This is a genomic window from Pseudomonas sp. R32, assembly GCF_009866705.1.
Taxonomy (GTDB): domain Bacteria; phylum Pseudomonadota; class Gammaproteobacteria; order Pseudomonadales; family Pseudomonadaceae; genus Aquipseudomonas; species Aquipseudomonas donghuensis.
This window is the reverse complement of the sequence record NZ_CP019396.1, coordinates 5,253,789-5,279,229: the sequence shown is the minus strand read 5'-3', so window position 1 is coordinate 5,279,229 and position 25,441 is coordinate 5,253,789. Positions and strand designations below refer to the sequence as shown.

28 protein-coding genes and 2 tRNA genes are annotated in these 25,441 nt (G+C 57.7%); 7 read left to right on the top strand and 23 right to left on the bottom strand.

All coding sequences use genetic code 11. The features are described 5' to 3' along the window. Positions 1 to 1,055: 1,055 nt before the first annotated feature. The 3 genes from PspR32_RS24425 to PspR32_RS24415 are packed head-to-tail and all read left to right on the top strand — an operon-like array spanning position 1,056 to position 3,610. Positions 1,056 to 1,733, top strand: coding sequence for an N-acetyltransferase (locus PspR32_RS24425; protein ID WP_139137839.1), 678 nt, complete (start codon positions 1,056 to 1,058; stop codon positions 1,731 to 1,733). Next, the gene (locus tag PspR32_RS24420) at positions 1,726 to 2,550 is read left to right on the top strand and encodes an ImmA/IrrE family metallo-endopeptidase (protein WP_159389278.1); all 825 of its coding nucleotides are present in this window, start codon (positions 1,726 to 1,728) and stop codon (positions 2,548 to 2,550) included. Before PspR32_RS24425 ends, PspR32_RS24420 begins: the two co-directional genes overlap by 8 nt. Next, positions 2,543 to 3,610 (top strand): beta family protein, encoded by a 1,068-nt coding sequence (locus PspR32_RS24415; RefSeq protein ID WP_159389277.1) that lies wholly within the window; start codon positions 2,543 to 2,545, stop codon positions 3,608 to 3,610. The genes PspR32_RS24420 and PspR32_RS24415 overlap by 8 nt, the downstream gene beginning before the upstream one ends. Here the strand turns inward: PspR32_RS24415 and PspR32_RS24410 are convergent. The 10 genes from PspR32_RS24410 to PspR32_RS24370 form a co-directional block, all read right to left on the bottom strand. Next, positions 3,591 to 4,157: a sce7726 family protein gene (locus tag PspR32_RS24410; RefSeq protein WP_139137841.1), complete on the bottom strand. Its 567-nt coding sequence runs from the start codon at positions 4,155 to 4,157 to the stop codon at positions 3,591 to 3,593. The genes PspR32_RS24415 and PspR32_RS24410 overlap by 20 nt on opposite strands. 426 nt (positions 4,158 to 4,583) lie before the next feature. Beyond that, complete coding sequence (locus PspR32_RS26435; protein ID WP_082423648.1) at positions 4,584 to 4,859, bottom strand: hypothetical protein; 276 nt, start codon at positions 4,857 to 4,859, stop codon at positions 4,584 to 4,586. Then, positions 4,856 to 5,836: an integrase domain-containing protein gene (locus PspR32_RS24405; RefSeq protein ID WP_054888398.1), complete on the bottom strand. Its 981-nt coding sequence runs from the start codon at positions 5,834 to 5,836 to the stop codon at positions 4,856 to 4,858. The genes PspR32_RS26435 and PspR32_RS24405 overlap by 4 nt, the downstream gene beginning before the upstream one ends. 930 nt (positions 5,837 to 6,766) lie before the next feature. After that, positions 6,767 to 8,086 carry a tyrosine-type recombinase/integrase gene (locus PspR32_RS24400; protein WP_159389276.1) on the bottom strand — a complete coding sequence of 440 codons (1,320 nt, stop codon included), beginning with the start codon at positions 8,084 to 8,086 and terminating at the stop codon, positions 6,767 to 6,769. A gap of 162 nt (positions 8,087 to 8,248) precedes the next feature. Continuing rightward, a tRNA-Thr gene (locus tag PspR32_RS24395) sits at positions 8,249 to 8,324 on the bottom strand. A gap of 97 nt (positions 8,325 to 8,421) precedes the next feature. Next, positions 8,422 to 8,688, bottom strand: a complete 267-nt coding sequence (locus tag PspR32_RS24390) for a hypothetical protein (RefSeq protein ID WP_010221296.1) — start codon at positions 8,686 to 8,688, stop codon at positions 8,422 to 8,424. 24 nt (positions 8,689 to 8,712) lie between these two features. Next, positions 8,713 to 8,919, bottom strand: coding sequence for a hypothetical protein (locus PspR32_RS24385; protein WP_010221297.1), 207 nt, complete (start codon positions 8,917 to 8,919; stop codon positions 8,713 to 8,715). 24 nt (positions 8,920 to 8,943) lie between these two features. After that, positions 8,944 to 9,324 carry a hypothetical protein gene (locus PspR32_RS24380; protein ID WP_159389275.1) on the bottom strand — a complete coding sequence of 127 codons (381 nt, stop codon included), beginning with the start codon at positions 9,322 to 9,324 and terminating at the stop codon, positions 8,944 to 8,946. Between the two features lie 18 nt (positions 9,325 to 9,342). Next, on the bottom strand, positions 9,343 to 9,549 hold the full coding sequence (locus PspR32_RS24375; RefSeq protein WP_010221299.1) for a helix-turn-helix domain-containing protein: 207 nt from the start codon (positions 9,547 to 9,549) through the stop codon (positions 9,343 to 9,345). A gap of 9 nt (positions 9,550 to 9,558) precedes the next feature. After that, a complete protein-coding gene (locus PspR32_RS24370) occupies positions 9,559 to 10,137 on the bottom strand; it encodes a hypothetical protein (RefSeq protein WP_010221300.1) in 579 nt (192 codons plus the stop codon). Between the two features lie 542 nt (positions 10,138 to 10,679). On the opposite strand from PspR32_RS24370, the gene PspR32_RS24365 reads away from it, so the two are divergent. Next, positions 10,680 to 11,039 (top strand): multidrug/spermidine efflux SMR transporter subunit MdtJ, encoded by a 360-nt coding sequence (locus PspR32_RS24365; RefSeq protein WP_010221301.1) that lies wholly within the window; start codon positions 10,680 to 10,682, stop codon positions 11,037 to 11,039. Beyond that, positions 11,033 to 11,362 carry a multidrug/spermidine efflux SMR transporter subunit MdtI gene (gene mdtI, locus PspR32_RS24360; RefSeq protein ID WP_010221302.1) on the top strand — a complete coding sequence of 110 codons (330 nt, stop codon included), beginning with the start codon at positions 11,033 to 11,035 and terminating at the stop codon, positions 11,360 to 11,362. Before PspR32_RS24365 ends, mdtI begins: the two co-directional genes overlap by 7 nt. 230 nt (positions 11,363 to 11,592) lie before the next feature. Here the strand turns inward: mdtI and PspR32_RS24355 are convergent, their stop codons facing one another. From PspR32_RS24355 to PspR32_RS24335, 5 genes are read right to left on the bottom strand one after another with little or no spacing between them, the layout of a single operon-like run. Then, positions 11,593 to 12,813 carry a methyltransferase gene (locus PspR32_RS24355; protein ID WP_010221303.1) on the bottom strand — a complete coding sequence of 407 codons (1,221 nt, stop codon included), beginning with the start codon at positions 12,811 to 12,813 and terminating at the stop codon, positions 11,593 to 11,595. A 45-nt stretch (positions 12,814 to 12,858) separates the two neighbouring features. Further along, positions 12,859 to 13,548: an ABC transporter permease gene (locus PspR32_RS24350; RefSeq protein ID WP_010221304.1), complete on the bottom strand. Its 690-nt coding sequence runs from the start codon at positions 13,546 to 13,548 to the stop codon at positions 12,859 to 12,861. Next, the gene (locus tag PspR32_RS24345) at positions 13,545 to 14,240 is read right to left on the bottom strand and encodes an ABC transporter permease (RefSeq protein ID WP_010221305.1); all 696 of its coding nucleotides are present in this window, start codon (positions 14,238 to 14,240) and stop codon (positions 13,545 to 13,547) included. Before PspR32_RS24345 ends, PspR32_RS24350 begins: the two co-directional genes overlap by 4 nt. A 57-nt stretch (positions 14,241 to 14,297) precedes the next feature. Further along, entirely contained in the window at positions 14,298 to 15,059 is a 762-nt protein-coding gene (locus tag PspR32_RS24340) for an ABC transporter substrate-binding protein (RefSeq protein WP_159389274.1), read from the bottom strand. 13 nt (positions 15,060 to 15,072) lie between these two features. Beyond that, positions 15,073 to 15,846: an ABC transporter ATP-binding protein gene (locus tag PspR32_RS24335; RefSeq protein WP_010221307.1), complete on the bottom strand. Its 774-nt coding sequence runs from the start codon at positions 15,844 to 15,846 to the stop codon at positions 15,073 to 15,075. Positions 15,847 to 16,455: 609 nt separating this feature from the next. On the opposite strand from PspR32_RS24335, the gene gabP reads away from it, so the two are divergent. Continuing rightward, a complete protein-coding gene (gene gabP, locus PspR32_RS24330; RefSeq protein ID WP_159389273.1) occupies positions 16,456 to 17,850 on the top strand; it encodes a GABA permease in 1,395 nt (464 codons plus the stop codon). 190 nt (positions 17,851 to 18,040) lie between these two features. Here gabP and PspR32_RS24325 read toward each other — a convergent pair whose 3' ends face one another. The 3 genes from PspR32_RS24325 to PspR32_RS24315 all read right to left on the bottom strand — a co-directional run bounded on the left by PspR32_RS24325 (position 18,041) and on the right by PspR32_RS24315 (position 20,200). Beyond that, positions 18,041 to 18,478 (bottom strand): hypothetical protein, encoded by a 438-nt coding sequence (locus PspR32_RS24325; RefSeq protein ID WP_010221311.1) that lies wholly within the window; start codon positions 18,476 to 18,478, stop codon positions 18,041 to 18,043. A 91-nt stretch (positions 18,479 to 18,569) separates the two neighbouring features. Beyond that, positions 18,570 to 19,613, bottom strand: coding sequence for a polyphosphate kinase 2 (gene ppk2 / locus PspR32_RS24320; RefSeq protein WP_159389272.1), 1,044 nt, complete (start codon positions 19,611 to 19,613; stop codon positions 18,570 to 18,572). Positions 19,614 to 19,711: 98 nt separating this feature from the next. Beyond that, positions 19,712 to 20,200 carry an HPP family protein gene (locus PspR32_RS24315; protein WP_036995004.1) on the bottom strand — a complete coding sequence of 163 codons (489 nt, stop codon included), beginning with the start codon at positions 20,198 to 20,200 and terminating at the stop codon, positions 19,712 to 19,714. A gap of 108 nt (positions 20,201 to 20,308) precedes the next feature. On the opposite strand from PspR32_RS24315, the gene PspR32_RS24310 reads away from it, so the two are divergent. Next, complete coding sequence (locus PspR32_RS24310) at positions 20,309 to 20,842, top strand: TetR/AcrR family transcriptional regulator (protein ID WP_159389271.1); 534 nt, start codon at positions 20,309 to 20,311, stop codon at positions 20,840 to 20,842. On the opposite strand, the gene PspR32_RS24305 is transcribed toward PspR32_RS24310, so the two are convergent. The 5 genes from PspR32_RS24305 to PspR32_RS24285 form a co-directional block, all read right to left on the bottom strand. After that, complete coding sequence (locus PspR32_RS24305) at positions 20,839 to 21,243, bottom strand: hypothetical protein (RefSeq protein WP_100781798.1); 405 nt, start codon at positions 21,241 to 21,243, stop codon at positions 20,839 to 20,841. The genes PspR32_RS24310 and PspR32_RS24305 overlap by 4 nt on opposite strands. A 118-nt stretch (positions 21,244 to 21,361) precedes the next feature. Next, positions 21,362 to 21,437, bottom strand: a tRNA-Phe gene (locus tag PspR32_RS24300). Between the two features lie 91 nt (positions 21,438 to 21,528). Beyond that, entirely contained in the window at positions 21,529 to 21,801 is a 273-nt protein-coding gene (locus PspR32_RS24295; RefSeq protein WP_010221316.1) for an oxidative damage protection protein, read from the bottom strand. Further along, the gene (gene mutY, locus PspR32_RS24290) at positions 21,798 to 22,865 is read right to left on the bottom strand and encodes an A/G-specific adenine glycosylase (protein WP_010221317.1); all 1,068 of its coding nucleotides are present in this window, start codon (positions 22,863 to 22,865) and stop codon (positions 21,798 to 21,800) included. The genes PspR32_RS24295 and mutY overlap by 4 nt, the downstream gene beginning before the upstream one ends. Further along, positions 22,862 to 25,105 carry an AsmA family protein gene (locus tag PspR32_RS24285; RefSeq protein WP_159389270.1) on the bottom strand — a complete coding sequence of 748 codons (2,244 nt, stop codon included), beginning with the start codon at positions 25,103 to 25,105 and terminating at the stop codon, positions 22,862 to 22,864. Before PspR32_RS24285 ends, mutY begins: the two co-directional genes overlap by 4 nt. Positions 25,106 to 25,441: the final 336 nt, after the last annotated feature.

Sequence of the window (25,441 nt, the reverse complement as noted above, 5' to 3'; positions counted from 1 at the left end):
TCGTCGTCAGTGGGTTGGTCAGCTTTAAACTCGTTAATATACATGCAGCACCACATGCCCATAAAAATACCCTTTTCACATTGAATTTAAGTGTGCACTTATTTAGCAGGTGCAATGAGAGATTAGTTCTTGTGGCTTTGGCTGCACATAGGAAAAATCCTGATTCTACGAGTGATTCTATCTATTTAGGGGGTGCTACTTTATTTCAGGGATGCTCAGAAAATAGCCACCGGCTTTGGACAGCGGGGTCGACGCCGTATATGGCTTGGTTCATCGCTTGGTGGGCACGGCGGCGAATGCGGCGGACGTGACCCAGGTCGAACAGCTGCGCCACCGATAGAGCGCGCAGCGGTCGTAATTCAGGCGCCGCCTGATGGGCTGATTTCAATGGCCTCATCGCGAGGCAAGCCCGCTCCTACCAGGGTGGCGGAGACTGCGCAAAACAAAAAAGGCCCACCTTGCGGTGAGCCTCTTTTTTACTGCGTATGGTGCGGCACCAGGAGTCGAAAAAATACCTATCAAATTGATTTATAAAGATTTTTATTATTCTTGTGCGGTTTCATATCTCTAAAAATATCCTTTGGCACCCGTTCGACCCTTTCTAAATTCAGACAACATTGAACGATGAACACACACAGAACCCAGCAGCGCCAAGGCTGGCCGCCGCCATGGGGAGGTCTGTAGAAACCTTGTACTTTCCTCTGCGTAGCTCTCATAGCGGGAAGTTTTTTGGTTGAAACGCAAAAGCGATGCGGCGGCAATTTACGCTGGGAGCGTAGACAGTCCCTACAAGGCCGCAATACTATAGTGCCATTACGCTCACGAGTTTTGCTAAGATTTGGCTAATTGGGAGTTCTGAAGGCGAAGAAATGGATCTCGTACCTATCACGCTGGGTCCAAATTTTACTACGCTGATGCCTGATTTGATCTCCCCGAATTGGCAGAGATCTCGCCAAGCTGAAAGAAATGCGATGTCTGGCTCGGAGCGCCTTTGCTAGGGAAAATGCCACGAAATTTTGTAACAAAATATAATTCTTACTGAATTGCGGTGTTATATGGATATAAAAAGCATCAAGTCTCTTATTGCGTCCTCTCCCCCGGCATCAGCCCTTATTTCTGGGGTTAAAACAAACACTGTTGGGCAAAACGTGTCGTTTCAGCTACTTCACGGATGGGACATCGCGCTAGCCCATAAGTGTGATACTGAATGGACCGCAAAAAATATCGAAATACTTCGCTGCGTGCAAAGCTCAGTGGCAAGTGAAGAAGAATTACTAAAAAAAATATCTGACCTGCATATGGAGGACGCTCACTGGCGATGGAGTGCTAAAGCTATTCATCATATTGCAGAAGATTATGACTGGTTTTTTTATAAGGCTGAGGATGCCATCCAGGCTGCTTGTCTTATATATCATCCGAAAGATAGTATTATAGATGGTCAAGGGATTTTTTACATAGAGTATATCGCAGTGGCACCATGGAATAGACCTAATCCATTGAGTGTCGCACGATTTAAAGGCATAGGCTCTGATTTAATTAGGTATGCATCAAAGTACGCGACTGACACCTTAGGTCTGCGCCCTGGTTTTTCATTGCATTCGTTACCCAAAGCTGCTGCGTACTACAATAAGATTGGCATGACTTGCTTCCCCGAGAGAAATAAAGAGAGCCTTGATTATTACGAGATGGCTAGGGAAGCCGCTCAAGTATTCGGAGCTGCAGCCAATGGATGATAAGAATGAGTTCGAAGATTTTTTCGTCTCTACTTCTGATTGCACTCCCGAAAGACTTCTGAGTGCGTTGAAGTCTTACTCTGAAATTTCTAAAAAGCTAGGATCTGACGACCCCCTTGTTTTTAAAGACCTACTGTCGGGAGCAGCTGGCAGTGCGCTATTTAGGCGCAGCGGTACTGCTAAGGAAACCGAAACCTTCCTCTGGCTTTCTCAAGTACAACGCTACGCTGAAATAGTAGTTTCAACTGGAAAGGTTAAAGGATTTAAAGGGTTGCCCAAGGAAGTATTAAAAGATTTATCCGGGCTGTCCTTAAATCCTGAGAATTTGAAGCAAGTATCCAGCTATCTCTGGCAGCATGGAGTTGTGCTGGTTTTCTTGCCTCAAAGTTCCGGCATGAAGACTGATGGAGTATTCTTCAAACTCCAGTGTGGAACTCCTGTTGTTGGTATGACGTTGCGATATGATAGATATGACTATTTTTGGTTTACATTGATGCATGAGCTGTCTCATGTTTCAATTCATTATGATCGTCTTAATGAACCTCACTTCGACTGTCTTGATGATCTTGGTGAAGACATTGTTGAGCTAGAGGCAAATCAGCTAGCCAAAGAGTCCTTTATTAGTCGCAGCGATTGGCGATCTGCTTCAGTACGGAGACATCGTAATGAAGATGAGTTGCTTAAAGATGCGCAGAAATTTTCGATGCATCCTGCAGTTCTTGCCGGTTTTGTAAGGCATGATTTAGGAAACTATACTCTTTTCAACAGCGTTATCCATGAGATAAGCGTCAAAAGGATGATCAGCTCAGATGCCTAAGTACATTCCATTCCTGAAAGCCAAAGCTAATGAATTTGGCGCGATCAAGTCTCTTAGCAAGGAAAGAAAAAAACTTGTCGCTCCTTTCTTCGATCTACCTTTGAAGAAAGATATGGATGCTAAAGTATTAAAGAAGACTATAGAGACTGCTGCTCGGAAATTTTGTCTGAATATGAAGGGCGTTCCCGAATATTTCGTAGATGACTACGATATTCCAGATTCTATCCTAATCGGCGGCCGTCCCAGCTACGAATATCTCGCAGCATGCATGCTTGCTCAAGACCTAAATTTCAATCCAGTGGTTGGGGTAGATCGTACCGCTGATCGAAATTCTTGTGTGTTTACACCTGCGATTACTAGAGCTGTGAATAACAGGCGAATCGCTTTGCGTGTTTCCAGCGATGATCTGGTCAGTTATAGCCTTATTAGAACAGATATTTTGGATCTCATAGCCATGGGGAAGGGTATATATGATCGATGGGTGCTCGTTATAGACAACAGGGTTTGCAAGGGAGTTGACGCGATTGCTCGTGGCGCGCAGATAAAAGCGTTTTGTGCAGCAGCAGTTGCGGATCATGCATACGAAGCTATTGTTATTACAGGTTCTACACTTTCGCCAGTAGCAGGCGACATACTTCCAACTAATAGCGAAAAGCATCTGGATCGCAACGAAATTGCTATCTACAGCAGCGCTATCTCTGGACTCACCGGTCATAATGTGATTTTTGGGGACTATACTATTGTGAGTCCTGACTACTCGGACTCTGATATTGATCCGCGCAATATGCTAAACGTTACCGCACCTAAGGTTGTCTACTCTTATGAGGATAAGCACTATATAGTACGTGGCGGGGGGATTAAGACACATGCACGAGGGTTTAAGCAATACAACGATATAGCCGCAACTATAGTCGCAAAGAGCTTCTTCCGGCACGGAAATTCGGAAGGCGATTTGTATCTGGTTGAAAAAGCTGCAGGGCTTGGATCGACGGTCATGCCCGGTAGTGTCTTAAAGCCTACAATTAACTCCCACATCTCATTTATGCTTGATCTTTTGTAAGTGTCCTAAGCACAAGGGCTTTGCCTATCGTCAGGCTAAGCTCTTGGGCGCCGAAGGCCTGGGAGATGAGAAAAGATAGAGAGTCTCTGTTTATTTTGTTCTGAATTTTATCCTCTATGCTGCTTGCGATTTCAAATAATTCATTTCGCCAGAGAGTCAAAAGCGCTATCTGCTTGTCAAATGCAACGCTTTTCTGAGCTTGGCGAACTGGTCTGAAAATAATTTTACCCGTAGAGTTTTCTTTCGCTTCAAGCACTCCCCAATGGATAGGTGCAATTTTAATTGCTTTTGCTATGTGCTTAGACGTGGTTACTAAAGTGACCTTTCTGAAAGCGAGGTCATAATATATACCTTGCTGAGCAATTCTTTCGACTTTATCACCATCCCCCTTAATTTCGTAACAATGGGCCTCTTTATGAACTGCAACAACATCCGCAATAGCATTGCCGTTGTGAACTCGTAGTTCTTCAATGAGAGCTTTAGGCTGAGGGTGAGCATTTCTTAACCTAGCCAGCAGCGCAAGACGAATTAATGAGTCATTTAACATCTTAGTTATATGCTCGCAACATAGTTAAATAAATTGTATTGAAATAAAATTAGTATAGTTTTCATCTTGCATATGGCATTTGTCTAAGCTGTACTGATATTGATTTTAACTAAATGCACGCTATCTGATTTGCCGATGCCTCATCACTGATGCTTAATAAGTCAGGCCGAGCGGGCTTCATTATATCATCGACATCAAGAAACCGCCCCAGCGCAGGCAGTGCAAATCGACATTTCTAGCCTTGAGCAAGGGACATGCAAGCATTGCAGCAGTTCCTCGGCCACTGGCCACTCGGGGCGCGAAAGCTTGGCAACCGGCAGCCATTATCACATAACAATTTACCGGCGAATGAGGCCGACCCTTCACCCTGGGCCGCCTCGGCTTGGCCGACTGCTGTCAGTCGTGATCTTCAGATCAAAGTCTCGCTTACAGATTGAAAACCCAAGTCGTTCCTAGACGTTGAGTGAGCAGTCGTACTGTCAGCACGTAATAATACCGCGTTGCGTCGCTGCGTTTGCGTAGGCGATGCTCCAGGAACCAAACGACATGCTTTCGCTGCCAAGCCCAAGGTGTTTTCAACTGCCACCGCTCTGCAATCTCAGCCTGGATGATTTTCGCCTGCCGTACATGGCGTCGCCGGGTTGCGTGTGAGCCGGTCAGCACTCCAGCCAAGAACAGCTCCATGTCGAATGGCTTACTCATACTCGCCCCCCAATGTAAGCCGCGACCACGTCGATCCGACCGTGCCCCAGCTCATAGCTGAGTTGCCTCCGGGCCTCACGATCAAGGTTCCTATCTACCTGGCAACAATGGCCGCCGTTGATGGGCGCGTGGTGTTGAGTAATTTGCTCATAGCGCTCACATGCATAGGCCGCTCGTAGCTCATGGAAGCCTTTGAGGTTGTGTGCATGCAGGATGTCGCGCGCAGGGCGGATGATTTCTTGTAGGAGACTCAGGTAGCTTTCGTATGGCGCAATCATGTTGTGGCTACCGGCAGGCGACACCTGCCTTGCAACCCCAAGTGCACCTCGAACTTGATCATCGACCGAAATCCAGCGGGGTGCCGAGGCTCCCGCGCGGCCGCCTTTGGTGCCGTCCTGAATGTTGATTCTGCCTAGGTCTTCAGCCTCACGGCTCAGCCGTGGCAGATCAGCTAAGATGGCCTCACGTAAGCGCATGCCTGTGGCTCGCGCCAATAGAACAATCGCGGCGGCTCGTTGCTGATGATCGCGGTAAAGCGCGTCGACGATCTGCTTAACCTGTTCGCGGTCTTGGCCCTGTGGCACTGAATATCGGACCCCGACACGCTGCATGCCCAACGCCTTGCTCGGACTTGGCAATTTCACGCACTGATCACCGCGAAGCGCAGCCATGGTCCTGTTAACGCTGGATAGCCGGTTTTGTGCCGTGCTGACGGCGAGGTCACCGCGCCCAACCACATCGCGCAGATACGCTGCATAGTCCGCCAATACCTTCCGATCAATCTGCCGCGCATCGTTGATACCCGGTCCCTGTTCGGAGCGGCACCACTTCACGAATGCCTGCCACCGATCACAGTGCGCCTTGACCGTGCCGTAGTGGCCGCCGCCGAACATGTCCTTAAGCGCCTGCGGCCCTGCGTAGCTCAATTGTCTGCCGTAACCGAAATTGCGGCCATCGCGTCTACCCACCAATGCCATGCCAGTCACCTCATCTTCCGATCTCCGATCCTCGCCCCACGTCATCCCGCCAAGAATGTTGAGTGTTATCAGGGATCAAGGCCCCTGCGACCTGTGGGGATGTCCTCTAACGCGGGACTGGCGGCTCCTTACGACCGGGAGCAAGGGCATCTCATGATCTGGCCTCCTGAGCACCGTTACCGGTGGGCGGGTGGAGGCTGCATTGGCTGACGAGACCAGTGCCGCGAGATCCTGAGCCGGGTGAGCGCAGCAATGCGATGACCGGGGCATGCCTGACTGTCAGTCAGGTGCAGTCCATTCCTTGGTCTGCGGCACCATCATCTACATCGCTGTTGCAGGTGACATCGGCGTTTGTCACGCCGATTGTCACGAGTGAAGTTGCCGCAAAGCCAAATGCGATGAGGGCTGCAGCAGTGTTAGACGCGCCCGTCTCTTTCCAGGAGAAAGAGACGGGCGCAGGTTGGCGCACGCGAAATGGTCAAGCGGATAGGTTGCTGCTGAGCAGATGGGTAGGGTGGTTGCCGCAGGGGCAACGATATTGAGTTGGCATCCATCACATGGGTAGTGACCGTACGAGCTGCCGGACGCGAATCGTACTTGCGGGTGAACCACCGCGGGAGCGGCGTGACCTTTAAGGTTCGGGTCACCTGGGGTGCTGTCATCGACAGCTCTTGCGACTCCCGGTCTACGCTTGTGGACAATATTCGTCAAGCAGCGCGATATCAGGGATTTAGCGCCTGTGGATAAAACTATCCCCCGGTGGACATCAGTGGTTTTCCACAGACGTAAGCTGTGCCAGCAGTTTTTTTCTTTGGTATGGTCCTTTCAAACGGGGCGGCTTTGCAGCCCCGTTTGAAAGGACCCGCGCGGAGGAGCTTCATGCGGTGCTGTGGGTAACTTCACCGCAAGTTGAGGTGGTGGCGCGGCGGGTTACTCGGTCATCTTGGCACTGCGAAGGCGCGTGACGTTCTCGCCCGTTTGCTTGGCAAACTCATGCGGCGTCACATGGTCCTCGCGGTTCGCCTCCAGAAACCGGCTCCACCAGGTCATGATCATCCGGCGCTCTTCGAGGAACTCGGCCTTGTGGGTATAAGCGGCGCGCACGTTGTTGCGTTCTTTGTGGCTCATCTGCCGTTCGATGGCCGTCTCTGACCAAAGTCCGGATTCGACCAGCGCACTGCACGCCATGGCTCGGAACCCGTGGCCGCAGATATCCACTTTGGTGTCATAGCCCATCGTCCTTAGCGCGGCATTCACCGTGTTCTCAGACATCGGTTTCCACGGTTTGGCATCTCCCGCGAACACCAGCTCGAACTTGCCGGTGATCGCGTGGATCTGCTCAAGCAAGCCCACTGCTTGCGGCGATAAGGGTACAACGTGAATGTCTCCGGCCATTTTCGTACCCCTTGTGGAAAACGGTACGCCGTCGAGCGCCGGGCGAGTGTCGGGGATCTCCCAGATGCCGCGATTGAGGTCGAACTCGTTCCAGCGGGCGAAGCGCAGCTCACTGGAGCGTACGAACACGTGCAGCGACAGCATCACGGTAAGGCGTGTGAGTGGACGACCTTTGTAGTCGTCGATGCGTGCTTGCAGCTCTGGCAGCCGCGATAAGGGTAGTGCGGGTCGATGTGTAACCCGTGGTGCTCTGATCGAGCCGTCGAGGTCGTGAGCCGGGTTCGCGGTGATCAGCCGCAGCCGTTTGGCTTCGCGCATGATGCTTTGCAGGTAGTTCTTGATCCTGAGCGCCACGTCGATGGTGCCGCGCTTCGTCACCGCTTCCAGTGGCTGCATGAGGTCGTGGGTGTCCAACTCAACGATTGCCCTGGCACCGAGCAAAGGGAATACATGAGTCTTCAACCGGCTGAGTACAGTCTTGGCGTGGCCCGGCGCCCACTTGGGCACCATCCCGGCATACCAATCGAGCGCAACGCTTTCGAAGGTACGGCCATTGATTACGGCTTGCACCTTGGCCTGCTGCTTGGATTGGATGGGGTCAATGCCGTTGGCGAGCTGCTGTTTAAGCTCGAAGCGCTTGTGGCGAGCGTCAGCCAGCCCGACCACCGGGTAATTGCCGAGTGAGGTCAGGCCCTCGCGACCATCGGGCTTCACGTACCTGAGCCGCCAGCCTTTGCGACCGTTGGGCTTCACGAGCAGGTAAAGGCCATCGCCGTCAAAAAGCTTGTACTCACGTTCGCGAGCCTTTGCAGTGCGGCAGGCGTTGTCGGTAAGGGGAGCCGTTGTGCGAGCCATAAGGGTACTTTCCAATGTCGAATTGGTAGGTATCCTTAAAAGTACCCTTATTAGCGCTGGCTACCCTCGGAATCCGACGGAACGCCAAAACGAAAAAACCCGCCAGAAGGCGGGTTTTTCGGGGGTTCCAGAGATTTTGAAAGCTTTCTATGGAACCTTGAATGGTGCCGGCACCAGGAATCGAACCCGGGACCTACTGATTACAAGTCAGTTGCTCTACCATCTGAGCTATACCGGCACAGGGGCGTCATTATAGCGATCAGTTTGCGTCTGTAAACCACTTCTGCAACATTCCTCGCGATGCCCGGTTTCAGCGGCTATCGCGAGGTGTTTTGTTACCAGCCGCGGTGCATTGTCGTGGCGCTGGGTTCGGCTTTGGTGGGGTCGAATATCAGCGGTTTGTAGCGGCAATCGTGCTTTTTACAGTGCTCTCGGCAGCCGTGCTTTTTCTTGCAGGTGTAGGCCGGGCCCGAGTAGCCCTTGTCGCCATAGATCTGCATCTGCGGGATTTCCCAGCCAGACATCGGGGTGTAGTCGCCGGTCGTGCAGCCGCTCAAGTAAAACGCGAAGGCAAGCAGGAGGAAGGATCTGATAATAGCCACAGGCAATTCCGTTTGGTCGAAGTGTCAGTGTTTGTGTGTGTGGAGGTAGCGCTGGATGGCGTGGTGGTCGCGGCTGAAGTCCGGCCCGGGGAAGCTCTGGTTGCCGTACATCTGCATGGGCGGCACTTGCCAGCCGGACTCGGGTGGCGGGATTTGCCAGTCGGACATGAAGGTGCAGCCGCTCAGGTAAAACGCGGACGCAAGCAGGGCGATGGATCTGATGATATCCACAGTCAATTCCGTTTAGTCGAGGCGTCAGCCTTTGTTGAGGATGCGCTGGATGGTGCCGCCGCAGGCCTGGTAGCAGCTGTCGTAATCGTTACCGCACGAGTAGCTCGAACCGCTGTTGAACGGGTAGCTGGGGTAGTAGCAGCTTTTGCGCGCTTCCTTTTTGCTCTTGCCGACCTGGCAATGCTGGTAGCTTCTGAGGTTGGCCTGGTACAGGGCCTGGTCGCTGTTTTCCTGCAGGCGCGCCATCTGTTTGCAGTGGTTGCGCTCCATCGAGCAGGAGTTGATGCAGTTCATGCCCGCCATGCTTGGCGGTGGGGAGTATCTATAGGTGTAGCTGGGGCCGCAGCCGCCGAGCAGGCCGACGGCCAGTAGCAGCGCGGCGCGCCACTTGAGTGAATTGCTCACGAGTTGCCAGTTCCTTGTTCATTCCTCGCTGAACTCCAGCAGGTCACCTGGCTGGCAGTTCAACGCGCGACAGAGCTTCTCGAGGGTTTCCATCTTGAAACCCTTGATCTTGCCGTTTTTCAGCAACGACAGGTTCGCCTCCGTAATACCGATAATCTCGGCCAGATCCTTGGAGCGGATCTTGTTCTTGGCCATGACTACATCGAGTCGAATAATTATCGGCATAGGGGCAAGCTAGACATAACAGTTGTGTTCATCGCTGATGGTTTTGGCGTCACGCATGAGGAGTGAGAAGGCGCACAGGAAGATGCCTTTCATGATCTCGTAAACCGCCTGGGATGATACACCGATCGATACACTGAAGCTTCTTTCGCCTTTGGGCAGGTCGATGGAGAACGCCAGGCCCTGCAAGGTGCCGATCATCGGCCAGACCATCGGCAAGCCGATGCACAGCAAGCCCACCCACCAGAGCATCTTGATGTTCTGCGTCGTCCAGGTTTCGCCCCGGGACAAACGCAGGAAGAACAAGCCTGTCAGGTACAAGGCAAAGGCCGAGAGGCTGGCGGGGATCAGTTCCAGGCCGATCACCAGGCCCAGGGCCAGGTGCGAAGGCTGGTAGTCCGGGGCCAGCAGCAGTGGCATGTTTTCACCGAAGCTTTGCAGGTAGGCGCCTTGCACCTGGGCTTTTTCGAACACCCACAATAGTACGTTGCCGCCGAACTCGACGATCCCTGTACCCCAGGCGAGTACCGCGGCGAATGCACCGATCACTCGCAGACGCGATCTCGCGTAAGCCACTGTCTTACTGTTCATGGTTTCCCTCCGTGCTAGTTGAGCGGGGTGCATTATTTGTGAAAAATTATCGTATTACAATAATTAATTGTTATTTTGATAAGGGTGCGGCGTTTTGACACGAGGGGAGTAGAGGAGTGTCAGGGGGCTGCGGGGCGGCTGCATCGCTGGCAAGGCCAGCTCCCACATGGGCCAATGTGCCACTACTGTGGGAGCCGGCCTTGCCGGCGATGGGGTGCGCAGCAGCCCCAGAATGGCCGGGTAATATAATTTACGAACCTTTCGGCAACCTTTAAGGGCTTTCACCTAAATACGGACTGAAAGACGCGAAAATTAATTAGCCATTTTCTATCGATTTGACTTTAACGATGCCTTGAGCTAATTTGTTGTTCATTATGTTGAACACTAAAGCGTTTCCGCTCTTCACCTCCCGCCTGGTTTCCCGTGAACGTCACTGGACCGGCGACCTCTAGCGCCTCCCCCGACAAACAGTCTTTTGCTTCTTTTTGTCTGCAGCCGTCAGCGCGATTTCGCTCGGCTTGTGTCGCCCGTGGGAGGGCATCATGCGTTCCTGGATCTATCTGTTTATCGCCATCACCGCTGAGGTGATCGGCACCGCGTCGATGAAATTCGCCGCCAGTCATTTCCCCATTCTTGGCCACGGGTTGATGTACCTGATGATCGGCCTGTCGTACTTCTTCCTGGCGCTGGCGGTTAAGCGCGTGCCAGTGGGCGTGGCCTACGCCTTGTGGGAAGGCATCGGCATCGTGCTGATTACCCTGATCAGCGTCACTTGGCTGGGCGAGAGCCTGGGCCTGCTAAAGGCCGCCGGCCTGGGTGTGATGATCGCCGGTATCCTGCTGATCAAGTCGGGTACCCGCGCCGCACCTGCCCCGCGCCACATGGAGGCGCTGCCATGCTGAGCATGAACTGGATTCCCTTCGCTTGGCTGGGCCTGGCGATCGTGCTGGAAGTGATCGCCAACCTGCTGCTCAAGTATTCCGACGGCTTTAAAAAGCGCGGCCTGGGCATCGCCTCGATTCTCTGCGTGCTGGCCGCCTTTACCGCGCTGGCGCAAGCTGTGCGAGATATCGAACTGTCGCTGGCCTATGCCATCTGGGGTGGCTTCGGCATCCTTGCCACTGTGGCCATGGGCTGGGCGTTGTTTGGTCAACGCCTGATGGGGCGTGGTTGGCTGGGGCTGGCGCTGTTGCTGGTGGGCATGAGCCTGTTGAAACTGGCTTGATTCAACGTGTTTAGCGCTATTCGCGCAAAGGCTTATGCACAAGGCGCATGCCAAGTCGATGGTCGTTGCATCGGAGCAATGCTCGCCGTTGGTCTTTGCGCAAATGGCTGTTTTTGCTGGCGATTAATCAGTGAGCAAAAAATGACCAGGCTGTAAAAACGCTTGGATCCATGAATTTGCAGGGGTCCTACGCAAAGTTGCGCACAGAGTTATCCACAGGCTGCGCGCCTTTATCGGCGTTCGGCCAACAGCAGCAGATTGCGCGGGGTGAGAGGTTGTTCACAAAACACCCCGAGCTGTACCTCGTAGGACTGTTCCTGCAGGAACAGTGCGCGATCGAGCACCAGCCAAAGTTCCAGCGGGCGGCGGAACACATTGCGTAGTAACTCCAGGTTGCGCACCTGGGCCAGGCGCTGCCAGCCCGCAGCTTCCAGCGCGAGCCAATCGGGCTCGGCCTCTACCGGCAAGCTCTTGAGTGCTGCCAGGTCGAGGCAGTAGTCGGCATACGGCTTGTGCAGCCAGCTGACCGCCAGCGAAGGCGTCGGCAGGTACTCATCCACCCCACGCAGCTGACGTTGCCACAGATCGAAACCCAGGCGCCTGGCCATGGATTGATCGCGCTGGCGGCGAACGCGCGTTCCCGCAGTAACCGTTTCACTGAGCGGCAGGCCGAGGTCATCGATCGACAACTGCAAGCCAGACGCCTTGGCGGCGGTGGATAACGGTTGGTAGTGCGGCGCCTGGATGCGGTTGTAGCAGCAGGGCGCGATGGCCAGCTGGCGGCAGCCCCGAAGGCTGGCCAGCTGCATCAGGCGTACATGCAAATCACCGCAGGCATGCAGGGCCACTGCGGTGTGCTCGGCATTCAACTGCAATGGCGCATCATCGGCCAGTACATCCTGCAGGCGGTGCTCGGCGGGCAAGTGGTGATGCTGGCTGAGAGCGATTCCGGCGTCGACCAGCGCCGGGTCGTATTCCAGGCAGGTCAGTTGCTGGCTGTGCGGCTGCAGCAAGCGCCGGCCCAGATGGCCTTTGCCGGCGCACCAGTCCAGCCAGTGGCGTGGGCTGTGGATAAAGCCCAGGTGGCTGGCGAAAGCTTCGATCTGCTGCCATTTGCGCCCCGGTACATCGACGTTCAGGCGCTGGCTCGCCGAGGGCAGGGCCACGGTGGATAACTCGCCGATGGCAGACAGCTGTGCCGCCATACGCGCCAGTTGTGGCAAGGGCGCCGGTGCGTCCAGTTGCTCGGGATGATTGTGCGCCGCCTCCGCTTCGCTTAACGAGCGCTGGCGCAACCAGCCGGCAAGGGCTGGATACGAGGTTTCCCAAGGCAGCTCAAGCTGGGTGAAAGGCCGTGGCCGCCACAGTGCCTGGTGCTCGCGCAGAAAGCTGTCCAGCGCCTGGAAGCGGCTGAGCAGTTGGTCGCCGGAAAGAGGAAGGGCAGTGGTCATGAGCAGATACGAAAACGGGGCTGTGATCAGCCCCGTTATACAGGTTTATCGACCCTGGCAGGCGTCGACGCGCAGCCAGCGTTCCAGCTGTTTGAAGGCTTGAACCAGCAGGAAGGAAATCAGCAGGTAGAACAGGCCCGCAGCGAAAAAGATCTCCACTGGCAGGTAGGTCCGGGCGATGATGGTCCGCGCCATGCCGGTCAGCTCCAGCAGGGTGACGGTGCTCGCCAGGGCGCTGGCCTTGAGCATCAGGATCACTTCGTTGCTGTAGGCCGGCAGGCCGATGCGCGCTGCGCGTGGCAGCATGATGTAGATCATCGCCTTGGCCCGGGACATGCCCAGGGCCCGCGCCGCTTCAATCTCGCCGCGAGGGATGGCCTGCAACGCGCCACGCAGGATTTCTGCGATGTAAGCGGCAGTATGCAGGGTCATGGTCAGCACCGTGCACCAGAACGGGTCCCGCAGGTAGGGCCACAAGGCACTGTTTCGCACGGCATCGAACTGGGCAAGCCCGTAGTACACCAGGAACAACTGAACCAGCAGCGGTGTGCCACGGAAAAAGAAAATGTAACCGTACGGCAGGGCGCGCACGTACCAGTGTCGCGAGGAGCGGGCGATACCCAGTGGAATGGCGATGATCAGCCCGGCAATGACCGCGATGCTCACCAGTTCCAGGGTCAGCGTGGCGCCTTGGGCCAGGCGTGGCAGCCACTTGATGATGACTTCCCAGTTCATTGATTGGCCCTCGCGAAGCCGCGACCGGCGCGTTTTTCCATGAAGTGCATGCCGGTCATGGCCAGGACCGTCAGGCCCAGGTAGATGATGGCGGCGACCATGTAGAAGGTGAACGGCTGCTTGCTCACGGTCACGGCGATTTGCGAGTGACGCATGATTTCTTCCAGGCCGATCACCGAGACCAGTGCGGTGTCTTTCATCAGGATCATGAACAGGTTGCCCAGGCCGGGCAGCGCGATCCGCCACATTTGCGGCAGGATCAGTTTGGAGAAGATTCGCCCTTTGGACAGGCCGAGCGCCAGGCCAGCTTCACGGTGACCCTTGGGAATGGCCAGGATTGCACCACGGAACACCTCCGTGGCATAGGCGCCGAAGCACAGGCCCAGGGCAATCACGCCTGCGGCAAAAGCATTGAGCTCCAGGCCGGGAATATTCAGGAGTTCGCCAAGCCGGTTCATCAGGCTGACGGTACCAAAGTAAATCAACAACACCCAGAGCAGTTCGGGCACGCCGCGAACTATCGTCGAGTAGAAGCCACCCAGCCATTGCAGGGGTTTGTACGGCGAGGTCTTGGCCAGGGCGCCAAGCAGCCCCAGGACCAGCCCCAGGCATAGGGCCGACAACGCGAGTTTGACGGTCATCAGCGTCCCGACAAACAGGGCCGGACCGAATCCGTAGAGATCAATATTCATGGGCAGGTTTGTTCAAGGGACCGGCATCGCCTCCAGGGCAATGCCGGTCGGGGCGAATCAATAGATGCTGAACGGGAAGTATTTTTTGTTGATCTTCTCGTAGGTGCCGTCGGCAACGATTTCTTTCAGTGCAGCGTTCAGCTTGTTGCGCAGTTCATTGTCACCTTTGCGCACAGCGATGCCGACCTTGTCGCTTTCGTTCACCGGCTCGCCTTTGAACTCGTAGTTTTGACCCGCTGCGGACTTGAGCCAGTCGTAGTTGGCGTACTTGTCGGCGAGGATGGCATCGACGCGGCCTGAAGTCAGGTCCAGGTAGGCGTTTTCCTGACCATCATAGAGGTTGACCTTGAACTCGCCGTCCATGCCGCCGTTGTCGTCCAGCCAGGTTGCGGCCTGGGTAGCACGCTGGGTGCCAATGGTCTTGCCTTTGAGTGAGGCGCGGTCGGTCTTGAAGTCGACGTTTTTCGGGGCGATGAACTGCTGCTTGTTCGAGTAGTACGGGTCGGTGAAGTCTACGGCCTGCTTGCGCTCGTCGGTGATCGACAGCGACGAGACGATGAAGTCGGACTTCTTCGCGTTCAGGGCGGGAATGATGCCGTCCCAGTCGGAGACCACGACTTCACACTCGACCTTCATCTTGGCGCACAGGGCGTCGCCGATGTCTTTGTCGAAGCCGACCACCTGGCCGCTGGCATCCTTGTTGTTGAACGGCGGGTAGGCCGCCTCAATGCCCATCTTCAGTTTCTCGGCAGCCATGGCATTGGCCGAGAACACCAGCGTGGCGGCAGCGGCCAGGAGGAATTTCTTATAGGTCTGCATGCGTGTTGCTCCGTTAGCGGTTGCTGGACATGAATTGTTTACAACGCGCCGAGGTCGGGTTTTCGAAAACCTGCTGCGGCGTTCCTTGCTCTTCGACCAGCCCCTGGTGCAGGAAGACGACTTCGCTGGACACCTGGCGGGCAAAGCCCATTTCGTGGGTAACCAGTAGCATGGTACGGCCTTCTTCGGCGAGGGCACGGATAACGTTGAGCACTTCCTGAACCATTTCCGGGTCCAGGGCCGAGGTCGGCTCATCGAACAGGATGACCTTGGGCTTCATTGCCAGGGTGCGGGCGATGGCCGCACGCTGTTGCTGACCTCCGGACAGTTCGGCCGGGTAGCTGTGACGCTTGTTGTGGATGCCGACCTTGTCCAGCAGCGCTTCGGCATGCTCGATGGCCTCGGCCTTGCTTTGGCCCAGCACCCGGCGCGGCGCCTCGATGATGTTGTCGAGGATGCTCATGTGCGGCCACAGGTTGAAGTTCTGGAAGACGAAGCCGATCTCGCTGCGCAGGCGATTGATCTGCTTGTTGTCGGCGGCCACCAGTTCGCCGTTTTTTGCCGCCTTGAGCTTGAGCTCTTCACCGGCCACCAGGATTTGGCCCTGGTGCGGGTTTTCCAGCAGGTTGATGCAGCGCAGCAGAGTGGACTTGCCGGAGCCGGAGGATCCCAGGATCGAGATCACATCGCCATCACGTGCGGTCAGCGAAATTCCCTTGAGGATTTCCTGGTCGCCGTAGCGTTTGTGCAGGTTGCGGATTTCCAGCGCGGGCGTGGCCTCAGCCATGTGCGGTCCTCATGTGTTCTGGTGCGCTCCTGCTGTTAGCGGCCTTCCTGGCGAGGCGCCAAGCTAGCATAGCGGTCCGAAGACAGCCAATAACGTCGGGAGAGGCAATCGGTTGCTGGGAGGGCGGGTGTCGCATCGCTGCAGTGGACTGTCGCGCAGATGTCCGCCTACCCTCGTTTCCAGGGCCGGAGCCTTGATGAAAAAAGGCGCGATGGTGCCAGTTTTGGCCGTTTCTGGGAAGTCGTTTCTGACCTTGTGCACAGGTTCGGGCCTTTATCTACGGTTCTGGTTGTACCTGAGGGTTGCGCCTTTTTGCTCATAGGAAGTGCATGAGGTGTTACCGGTGACGGTTTGTGGTGCACCTGAGGCATTTGTAAGTGGGTATTTCAGTAATTGGCCCATTCCGTCGATTTATCAGGGGCTTTCGGTCAAGTCTTGGCCGAAAGGCCTGTAAGCCTTGTTAAACGGGGATGTGAGAATTTTCGAACGAACGGTCATCGGAATGGCGCGCTTATTGCCTTATCGATCGGCAACAGGAAGTAGCACTCTTTTTGAAGGGCGCGACTCGGGTAGCAGGATCAAAACGCCATTTCTTGCAAAGGTAGTTTTATGAGCGGTACGCACAATTCCAACGACCTCGCTCAGGGGCTCAAACAACGGCATGTGACCATGCTGTCGATTGCCGGTGTCATCGGTGCCGGCCTGTTCGTTGGCTCCGGCCACGCCATTGCCGAGGCCGGCCCTGCGGTTTTGCTCGCCTATGCCGCCGCCGGGACCCTGGTGGTGCTGGTCATGCGCATGCTGGCGGAAATGGCCGTCGCCTCGCCAGACACCGGTTCGTTTTCGACTTACGCCGACAAGGCCATCGGCCACTGGGCCGGTTTTACCATCGGCTGGCTGTACTGGTGGTTCTGGGTGTTGGTGATTCCGCTGGAGGCCAACGCCGCCGCGACCATCCTGCATGCCTGGTTCCCCGATATCGGCATCTGGGTGTTCACCCTGGTCATCACCTTGCTGCTGACCGCGACCAACCTGTTCAGTGTGAAGAACTACGGTGAATTCGAGTTCTGGTTCGCCCTGCTCAAGGTGGTGGCGATCATCGGTTTCATCATTCTTGGCGTGGCCGCGATCTTCGGTCTGCTGCCCAATAGCCAGGTCAGCGGCGTCAGCCATCTGTTCGACACCCAGGGCTTCATGCCCAACGGCATGGGCGCGGTGCTGGCTGCGATGCTGACTACCATGTTCTCGTTCATGGGTACCGAGATCGTCACCATCGCCGCCGCCGAGTCGAAAGACCCGGGCAAGCAGATCACCAAGGCCACCAACTCGGTGATCTGGCGGATCTTCCTGTTCTACCTCGTGTCGATCTTCGTGGTCGTGGCCCTGGTGCCGTGGACCAATAGCGAACTGGCCGACGTCGGTTCGTACCAGACCGTGCTCAACCTGATGGGCATCCCCAATGCCAAGCTGATCGTCGACATCGTCGTGTTGATCGCGGTGACCAGCTGCCTGAACTCGGCGCTGTATACCTCCTCGCGCATGCTCTTCTCCCTGAGCAAGCGTGGTGATGCCCCGGCCATGGCCCAGCGCACCACTTCCAGCGGTACCCCGTATGTGGCGGTGGTGCTGTCGACTGCGGCGGCGTTCCTCACGGTGATCGCCAACTACCTGGCGCCTGCCCAGGTGTTCGAGTTCCTGCTGGCAAGCTCCGGCGCCATTGCCTTGCTGGTGTACCTGGTGATTGCCGTGTCGCAACTGCGCATGCGCCGTCAGCGTATGCAGCGCGGTGAGAAGATTGCCTTCAAAATGTGGCTGTTCCCGGGGCTGACCTGGGCGACCATCGCCTTTATCGTCGGCATTCTGACCGTGATGCTGATCCGTCCGGATCATCGCATTGAAATCGTTGCCACCGGTTTGCTGTCCATCGCCGTGGTAGCCGCAGGGCTGCTGGTGGCGCGCAAGCGCAAGGCCGAGGCGGCCGGGCGGGCGGTGCTGAACAATTGATGTGCTGCGGGTGAAATGACAAAGGCCGCGATCTGTGAGGATTGCGGTCTTTTTGTTTCAGCAGGAAGTGGTGCGGTGTCCATGCTGGCCTCATCGCTGGCAAGCCAGCTCCCACAGGGACTGTGGTGGGAGCCGGTCTTGCCGGCGATGGGCTGCACGCCATTGAGGGGATCAGGAGCCACGCAAGCTGTCAGCCAAACTTCTTCTGCTGCTTGGACACTGCTTCGGAAGCTGCAATGTAGGCGTCCTGGAACTCATCGCTCTCGAGCCAGGCCATGGTCGTGGCTTCGTCGGCGCCGTCCAGCCATTTGCGGTAGGCGCTGAAGACCATGACGATGTAGTCGGTGGCGTGTTCTTCCTTGTGACCCTTGAGCACCAGGGCCAGCAGCGGGTCGACCAGGAATACCGAGATCAGCGCAACCAGGCCGTTGTCCTGGGCTTGCTTCATCTTGTCGAACAGGGCGCTGTAGCTGCCCGATTCCATGGCCTTGTTGAACACCTGCTCGACGCTGGCGCTGGAGCTTTCGCCCGAGCTCTTGACCGCCTGGCCGCTACGCACCATGCGGTTCTCGCGGGCCTTGTTGGCGGCGCGTTTGGCGCGTTTCTGTTGTTTGCTGCTGGAGGCCATCGGTGAACCCTTGTGCTGAACCGGAAAAATTCTGCGTATTGAATCGCAGTTGGCCGGGAAACCCAAGTACAGCCGACGGCCTGGGCCGAGATCAGGCCGGCTGGGCCAGCTCGCCGCGGTCTTCCTCTTCCAGCACGCGCGCGGCGCGGTCTACCAGCAGTGGGTCAGGCTGGTGGGCGACGCTCAGGTCCTTGCCGGGGTAATCCAGCGAGTGCAGGAAGTGGCGGATACAGTTGATCCGCGCGCGCTTCTTGTCGTCGGACTTGATCACCGTCCACGGTGCGTCGGCGGTGTCGGTGTGGAAGAACATCGCTTCCTTGGCGGCGGTGTATTCGTCCCACTTGTCCAGCGACTTGATGTCGATCGGTGACAGCTTCCAGTGCTTGAGCGGGTCGTCACGGCGCGAGATGAAGCGGCGCAGCTGCTCTTCGCGGTTCACCGAAAACCAGTACTTGAACAGCAGGATGCCACTGTTGCACAGCATGCGTTCGAGCTCCGGTGCCTGGCGCATGAACTCCAGGTATTGCAGCGGTGAGCAGAAGTCCATGACCCGCTCGACCCCGGCACGGTTGTACCAGGAGCGGTCGAAGAAGACCATTTCACCCGCCGTGGGCAGGTGCTGGACGTAGCGCTGGAAGTACCACTGGCCTTTCTCCTGCTCGGAAGGCTTCTCCAGGGCGACGATTCGCGCGCCACGCGGGTTCAGGTGCTCCATGAAGCGCTTGATAGTGCCGCCCTTGCCGGCAGCGTCACGGCCTTCGAACAGCACGACGATGCGCTGGCCGGTTTCCTTGACCCAGCTTTGCACCTTGAGCAGCTCGATCTGCAGCTCATGCTTGGCCTTTTCGTACTCGGCGCGGCGCATGCGGTTGCGGTATGGGTAGCTGGCCGGCAATTTGGCCAAGGCGCTGTCTTCGTTGGAGCCGCGCGGTGCCGAGGCAACCTTCAGGGCTGCCGGTTGCTGGCTGATGGCGCTGATCTGCGCTTCGCCAGCGGCGCTTGCGGCAGGCTTGCGCGGGGTACGCGGACGGCGTGGACGAGTGCTGGCAGCTTTGTGCGCCGGGCTTGGGCTGGTGCCTGCAGGTGTTTCGGCGGCGGGCGAGGGCAGGGGCAGGGCAGTGGATTCTTCGCTCATGGGGAGGCCTGTTGGTTCCTTCTAATATCCTCAGAGCATTTTATCGGGGCAGGCCAGGGGCATATTGACGGTGGTCAACAGCCCTTGGCATAGCGCCATCAGTACCAGTATTTCGGGTAGCTGTTGGCCTGGCGCGCATTGTTCAGGCACCAGGCCACGGCGACGATCACCAGCGAGCCAGCGAGCACCGGGGTCACCACGAAGCTCAGCGGTGCATGGCTGGCGATCACCACCAGCGGGTTGGCCCCAGCAGGTGCATGCAGGGTGCGGGTCTGCTGCATGGCGGCCAGCGCCAGGCCGACGGCCAGGGCTGCGCTCCACCAGCTGTCACCCAGGGTATGCAGTACTGCCAGGCCCACCAGGGTGGCAATCACATGCCCGCCGATGATGTTGCGCGGCTGTGCCAGCGGCGAGTCGGGCATGCCGAAGGCCAGCACGCAGCTGGCGCCAAACGGTGCCATCAGCCACAAGGCGCCGGACACCTGGCTGAGCCAGCCGGTGGCGCCGATCGCCAGGGCCGCGCCAATCAGTGACAACAGGCTGAAGTGCAGGGAAGGGGCGGCAGGCGCCTTGGATTTGAGCGGCATGGGTACAGTCTCCGGGTGGGCGATTTGTGCCGAGGATACCGATCGGTTTACCTGCAAGTCAACCGATCGGTATACACTGTTGGCAACTGTCCAGATCGAAGGTGTGGCATGAGTACGTCCGAGAAAATCGCCGAGTCGGCCCTGCAGTTGTTCTACCGTCAGGGTTACCACGGCACCGGGGTTGAGCAGCTGAGCCAGGAAGCCGGGGTGACCAAGAAAACCCTGTACCGGCATTTCCCCAGCAAGGAGCTGTTGATCGAAGCGGCGCTGCAGCGGCGCGACCTGGATTTCATGGCGCGCCTGGAAAGCGCTCTGACGGCCGTAGAGGCAAAAGCGCGGCCGCTGGCCTATATCGACTTCATTGAAGCCTGGGCGCGCTCTGAAGGCTTCCACGGCTGTGCCTTCATTAATGCCTCGGCCGAGTATGCCGAGCCGGGCGAACCGCCCCATGAGCTGGCCAGACTGCACAAGCACAAGGTCATGGCGGCGCTGGAGCGGGCCTGTCAGCAGGCGGGGTGCCAACAGGGAGCTGCGCAGCAGCTGTTTGTGCTGGGCGAGGGGTTGATTGTTGCGTCCCAGGTCAGCGGACCGCAGGCGTCATTGTTCGAGGCGGCGCGAGGGGTGGTAGCTGCGCTGGCCTAGCGCAGTATCCCGCAGATGGCGTTGCCTTCGTAGTAATGCAACACGTTGCCCATGAACATGAACGGGCCGCAGGCGTACATAGGCGAGCTGATGTTCTGCACGGTGCGCTGCAGGAGCACTTGCTGGCCATTCACATCTGCGCCATAGCCCTCCTCGCTGTAGACATCGCACACTGGCAGTTGCAGAGGGATCGGCAGAATCACGGCCCAGAGGGTGACGCCGCACCACTGGTGAGGCTCAGTGCTCTTTTGCGTTGTGCTGATTACCGGGGTGATGTTCTTCAGGCGCAGGATGCGATGGGCCGCAGTGGGGTAGGTGTCTTTGTGCGGCAACACGACGGTGGCGCCGACACAGCCGGTCAGGCTCAGCAGCATGGTGACGACAACGGCGATCGATTTCATCCCTGGCTCCGATGACCTCGCGGCATGTCCGTGCGCGAGAAGGCCTGCGTCGGTCGAGAAATCGCAGGCATGAAAAAAGCCCCAAGGAATCACTTCGCTTGGGGCTTTTCGGTATTAGTGGTGCCCAGAGACGGAATCGAACCGCCGACACGGGGATTTTCAATCCCCTGCTCTACCGACTGAGCTATCTGGGCAACGGGGCGCATTAAAAGGGTTTTTCGGATTTACGTCAACGACTTTTTGAAAATTTTTTAAATTAATTCCGTCGCTTACGATTTTCCGGGGTTATTCGCTAGGTGGAACGTAGCCTTCGGCCTTCTCGTAATCCTGGCCGGAGAAGAACTTGTCCATCTCGCCCTGGAGGAATTTGCGGTCCTCGGCGTTCATCATGTTCAGGCGCTTCTCGTTGATCAGCATGGTCTGCTCTTTTTGCCAGTCGGCCCAGGCCTTCTGCGAAATGTGATCAAAGATGTCCTGGCCCTTGGCGCCCGGGTAGGGTGGACGCTCAAGGCCTGGCAGTTCTTCGTTGTACTTGCGGCACATTACGGTGCGGGTCATCGCGACTCTCCTGTAAGCAATACGTCGGCCGCGCGTTTAAGCAGTTTTTTCACCGGGGCGGCAAGGCCCAGGCGCGGCGGGGTGGCGAGGTTATACCAGAGCCAGTCGGCCTCGGCCACGTGGTCGGTGGCGGCGTCGACGCGCACCAGCCAGGGCTCGATGGCCAGCTGGAAATGGCTGAAGGTGTGGGTCAGGCCGTCCAGCGCCTGGCTGCCGGCCAGGCTCAGGCCGTGCTGGTCGGCCAGATCTTCGATTTGTTCAATGTTGTCCAGCTCCGGCAGGCTCCACAGCCCGCCCCAGAGGCCGCTGGACGGGCGCCGGTAAAGCAGGATGGCGCCTTCGTGGTTGGCCAGCAGCGGCATCAGCGTGCGCTTTTGCGGCAGCTCCTTACGCGGCTTGGGCACGGGGTAGCGGATTTCCTGGCCGAGCATGTGCGCCTCGCAGCCAACCTTGAGCGGGCAGAGCAAGCAACTGGGCTTGCTGCGGGTGCACAGGGTGGCGCCTAGGTCCATCATTGCCTGGGTGTAGTGATTTACCCGGCTGTGCGGGGTATAGCGCTCGGCGTTGGCCCACAATGCCTTGGCCACCTTCGGCTCGCCCGGGTAACCCTCTTGCGCGGTGTAACGGGCCAGCACGCGCTTGACGTTGCCGTCGAGGATCGGCGCACGCAGGCCCATGCTGATGCTGGCAATGGCGCCGGCCGTGGACAGGCCAATGCCCGGCAGGTCGGTGAGCTTCTCGACATCGCGGGGAAATTCGCCGCCATACTGCTCGACGACGATTTTCGCGGTTTTTTGCAGGTTGCGCGCCCGGGTGTAGTAGCCCAGGCCGGTCCACAGGTGCAGCACTTCGTCCTCGGGGGCCTCGGCCAGGGCCTGGACCGTGGGCAGGGCCTCCATGAAGCGGCCGAAGTAGTTGAGCACGGTGCTCACCTGGGTCTGCTGCAACATGATTTCCGAGACCCATACCCGATACGGGGTGATGCCCTGTTGCCAGGGCAGGTCGTGGCGGCCGTTACGGTCGTACCAATCCAGCACGGCGCTGGAAAACTGCTCTGGGCTCATCGCTTGAACAACCCCTTGAGCGCGTCTTTGAGCTCCGGGCTGACCTTGTCACCGAGCTTCTCGTCGATCTTCTCGCTGAGCTTTTCGCTGACTTTGTCGCCGGCAAGCTTGGCCGCGACTTTGCCCAGGCCGTCTTTATCCAGGCGGCAGGCCTTGGCGCCCAGTTCCAGTGGGCCGCGGCAGCGCAGCGGCAGTTCCAGGCCGACATAGCGCTCGCCAACCTGGCAGGCCGGGTCGGGCATGTCGCGCTTGTCGCCTTCGACAATCACGCCAATGCGGTAGTCCATGCCCAGCACGCGCAGGTCGAGGTCGCCCTGGCCGTTGACGGTCAGGCCGGGAATCCGTGCCTTGAGGTCAGGGTTGCTGGCTACGCCGTTACGCATTACCAGGCTGCCCTTGAGCTCCTGGAACGGGGTGTCCTTGCCGCGTGGTTCGCCGCTCAAGGTCTTGCGGTTGAGGGTGGCAATGGCCTGGCACAGCTGCTGCTCGAGGTTGGCGTTGACCAGGACGCCGTCGTTGATGACGAAGCTGGCATTGCCGTTGAGGGTGTCGACCAGGGCTTTCTGGCTGTTGCCTGTGGCGGTCAGGTCGCTGTTCAGGGTCAGCAGGCCCTTGACCGGTGGGGTGGCGGTTTCGCTCTTGATGAAGTGCTCGACCGGGACCCGGTTGATGCGGGTGTTGAGGCCGATCTGCGGCACTGCCGGGCGCACGTCGAGGGTGCCTTTGCTTTCGAAGTCGCCGTTGTACAGGCCGCCACGCAGGGTTTCCAGCGTGATCAGGCCACCCTGGCCCTGGGCCTTGAGGTTGGCGTTTTCGATCGGCAGTTTGTCCAGGGTCAGTTGGCCGAAGGTCAGCTCGGCTTGCAGGTCGAGCTGGCGCAGGCGATCGACCGGCAGCAGCTTGTCGTTGCTCCAGGCCACCTGGGTGGGCGCATCTGGCAGCGGCGTGGTGCCGGCACCGGCCAGGGCGCTGGCTTCTTTGCTCTGCACTTCAGCCTGGCGCGCGGCCTTGGCGCCTTTGGCCGCATCGCTCTTGGCCAGCAGGTAACGGTCGGCGTCGAACTTGTCGACCTTGAGCTGCACGCGCAGGGCCTGCTTGGCGACGTCCTCGACGGCCAGGCGGCCGGTAAAGGTGCTGTCGTCGAGCTTGATTGCCAGGTCTTCCAGGGCCAGGCTGTTCGGCGTGCCTTGCAAGCGGGTGACCAGCTCGACCTTGCCCAGGGTGCTGGCGTCGGCCGAAGCCGGCAGCGGGTGGCCGATGCTGTCGAGGAAGTTGCGCAGGTCGAACTGGGCAATCGACAGGCCGCCGCTCAGTTGCGGGGTTTTATCGAGGTCGCGCAGGTTCAGTTCGCCAAGGGCACGCAACTGGTTGGCAGAGAGCTTGAGGCCGTTCCATTCGGCGACGTTGGCCGCCAGATCAACCAGCAACTGGCCTTGGGCTGCGAAGGTCATGGTTTTGCCTTGCAGCGGCTCGCCCGAGGCTTCGCCGCTGAGCTTCATGTCTTCGAACTGGTAGCGCTTGAGCCGGCGGTCGAAGCGCAGCTCGCCGTTCAGCTCGGTGCGCGCCTTGACGACTGGCTGGCCGGCGCTGAGGAACGCGGTCATCTTCAGCGGGATGTTCACCCCTTCATGCACGGCGCCAGTGCTCAGCTGGATGCTTTCGGCAGCGAAACTCTGGCCGCTGCGGGCGTCGTTGTACTGCACGCGGGCGTTGTTGACGGTCAGGCTGTCGATATCGAGCTTGACCAGGCGCTCGCTGGCGCTGTCGGTGCTGGCTTGCGCGGATGCCTCGGCAGGGGCGCTGCTGCCATCGGCCGGTGCCGGGGTAGCGGCGGGCAATGGCTTGCCGATGTCTTCCCAGTTGCCGTGGCCGTGTTCATCGCGGCTGAGCGTCAGGTTCAGGCCTTCGACGCGCACGTCGCTCATCTGCACTTCACGACGCAGCAAGGGCAGCACGCGTACCGACAGACCGAGCATCTGCAGGTCGGCAAACGGCACTTTCGGGTTGTTCAGGGTGGCGATGCTGGCCTCATGCAGCTCCAGCCCCAGCCAGGGGAACAGGCTCCAGCCGATATCGCCATTGAGCGTCAGCTCGACGTGGGCCTTGTCGCGTGCCAGCTGGCGAATCTCGTCTTTGTAGTCGTTGGGATCGAAGAGGTGGGTCAGGGCGAAGCCCAGAGCCACAATGATCAGCAACAACCCGAGAAGCACCAGCCCCAGGATTTTGCCGAACGCTTTCATGGGCGAGTCCTTGTAGTCCGATTTCTAAATTCAGCCGCAGAGTATAGCGCTGCGGTTATCACCACTGGGTGATATGGGGCGAAGGTTTAGTCCTGCAAAGGTGTCGGATTCGACAACACGGGGTAGGACAGTTCCTTGCCGGGGGGATCAGTTGTTGAACTCACGACAGTATCAGTTTGCGCTCAGCGCCCAGCGCAAATGCTACTCTCTCGCCGCTCTTGGGCCCTGCTGCGGCTTTTTGTCGCGTAAAAGGGCCGTTCGCCAACAAAAAACGACCAGTTGCCTCAGGGCCAAGGTCGAGGGCCGTGAGCGCTTCATACCTACGAGGGGAGTACA

Excerpts from the sequence above, each read along its gene's own strand:
- PspR32_RS24285 (WP_159389270.1), bottom strand. The coding sequence starts at position 25,105 with ATGAAAGCGTTCGGCAAAATCCTGGGGCTGGTGCTTCTCGGGTTGTTG.
- PspR32_RS24325 (WP_010221311.1), bottom strand. The coding sequence starts at position 18,478 with ATGGCCTCCAGCAGCAAACAACAGAAACGCGCCAAACGCGCCGCCAAC.
- PspR32_RS24305 (WP_100781798.1), bottom strand. The coding sequence starts at position 21,243 with ATGAAATCGATCGCCGTTGTCGTCACCATGCTGCTGAGCCTGACCGGC.
- PspR32_RS24315 (WP_036995004.1), bottom strand. The coding sequence starts at position 20,200 with ATGCCGCTCAAATCCAAGGCGCCTGCCGCCCCTTCCCTGCACTTCAGC.
- PspR32_RS24415 (WP_159389277.1), top strand. The coding sequence starts at position 2,543 with ATGCCTAAGTACATTCCATTCCTGAAAGCCAAAGCTAATGAATTTGGC.
- PspR32_RS24400 (WP_159389276.1), bottom strand. The coding sequence starts at position 8,086 with ATGGCTCGCACAACGGCTCCCCTTACCGACAACGCCTGCCGCACTGCA.
- PspR32_RS24410 (WP_139137841.1), bottom strand. The coding sequence starts at position 4,157 with ATGTTAAATGACTCATTAATTCGTCTTGCGCTGCTGGCTAGGTTAAGA.
- PspR32_RS24420 (WP_159389278.1), top strand. The coding sequence starts at position 1,726 with ATGGATGATAAGAATGAGTTCGAAGATTTTTTCGTCTCTACTTCTGAT.
- PspR32_RS24340 (WP_159389274.1), bottom strand. The coding sequence starts at position 15,059 with ATGCAGACCTATAAGAAATTCCTCCTGGCCGCTGCCGCCACGCTGGTG.
- gabP (WP_159389273.1), top strand. The coding sequence starts at position 16,456 with ATGAGCGGTACGCACAATTCCAACGACCTCGCTCAGGGGCTCAAACAA.
- PspR32_RS24335 (WP_010221307.1), bottom strand. The coding sequence starts at position 15,846 with ATGGCTGAGGCCACGCCCGCGCTGGAAATCCGCAACCTGCACAAACGC.
- PspR32_RS24425 (WP_139137839.1), top strand. The coding sequence starts at position 1,056 with ATGGATATAAAAAGCATCAAGTCTCTTATTGCGTCCTCTCCCCCGGCA.
- PspR32_RS24295 (WP_010221316.1), bottom strand. The coding sequence starts at position 21,801 with ATGACCCGCACCGTAATGTGCCGCAAGTACAACGAAGAACTGCCAGGC.
- PspR32_RS24350 (WP_010221304.1), bottom strand. The coding sequence starts at position 13,548 with ATGAACTGGGAAGTCATCATCAAGTGGCTGCCACGCCTGGCCCAAGGC.
- PspR32_RS24355 (WP_010221303.1), bottom strand. The coding sequence starts at position 12,813 with ATGACCACTGCCCTTCCTCTTTCCGGCGACCAACTGCTCAGCCGCTTC.
- PspR32_RS24375 (WP_010221299.1), bottom strand. The coding sequence starts at position 9,549 with ATGCCGATAATTATTCGACTCGATGTAGTCATGGCCAAGAACAAGATC.
- PspR32_RS26435 (WP_082423648.1), bottom strand. The coding sequence starts at position 4,859 with ATGAGTAAGCCATTCGACATGGAGCTGTTCTTGGCTGGAGTGCTGACC.
- PspR32_RS24310 (WP_159389271.1), top strand. The coding sequence starts at position 20,309 with ATGAGTACGTCCGAGAAAATCGCCGAGTCGGCCCTGCAGTTGTTCTAC.
- PspR32_RS24365 (WP_010221301.1), top strand. The coding sequence starts at position 10,680 with ATGCGTTCCTGGATCTATCTGTTTATCGCCATCACCGCTGAGGTGATC.
- mutY (WP_010221317.1), bottom strand. The coding sequence starts at position 22,865 with ATGAGCCCAGAGCAGTTTTCCAGCGCCGTGCTGGATTGGTACGACCGT.
- PspR32_RS24405 (WP_054888398.1), bottom strand. The coding sequence starts at position 5,836 with ATGGCATTGGTGGGTAGACGCGATGGCCGCAATTTCGGTTACGGCAGA.
- PspR32_RS24345 (WP_010221305.1), bottom strand. The coding sequence starts at position 14,240 with ATGAATATTGATCTCTACGGATTCGGTCCGGCCCTGTTTGTCGGGACG.
- ppk2 (WP_159389272.1), bottom strand. The coding sequence starts at position 19,613 with ATGAGCGAAGAATCCACTGCCCTGCCCCTGCCCTCGCCCGCCGCCGAA.
- mdtI (WP_010221302.1), top strand. The coding sequence starts at position 11,033 with ATGCTGAGCATGAACTGGATTCCCTTCGCTTGGCTGGGCCTGGCGATC.
- PspR32_RS24370 (WP_010221300.1), bottom strand. The coding sequence starts at position 10,137 with ATGAACAGTAAGACAGTGGCTTACGCGAGATCGCGTCTGCGAGTGATC.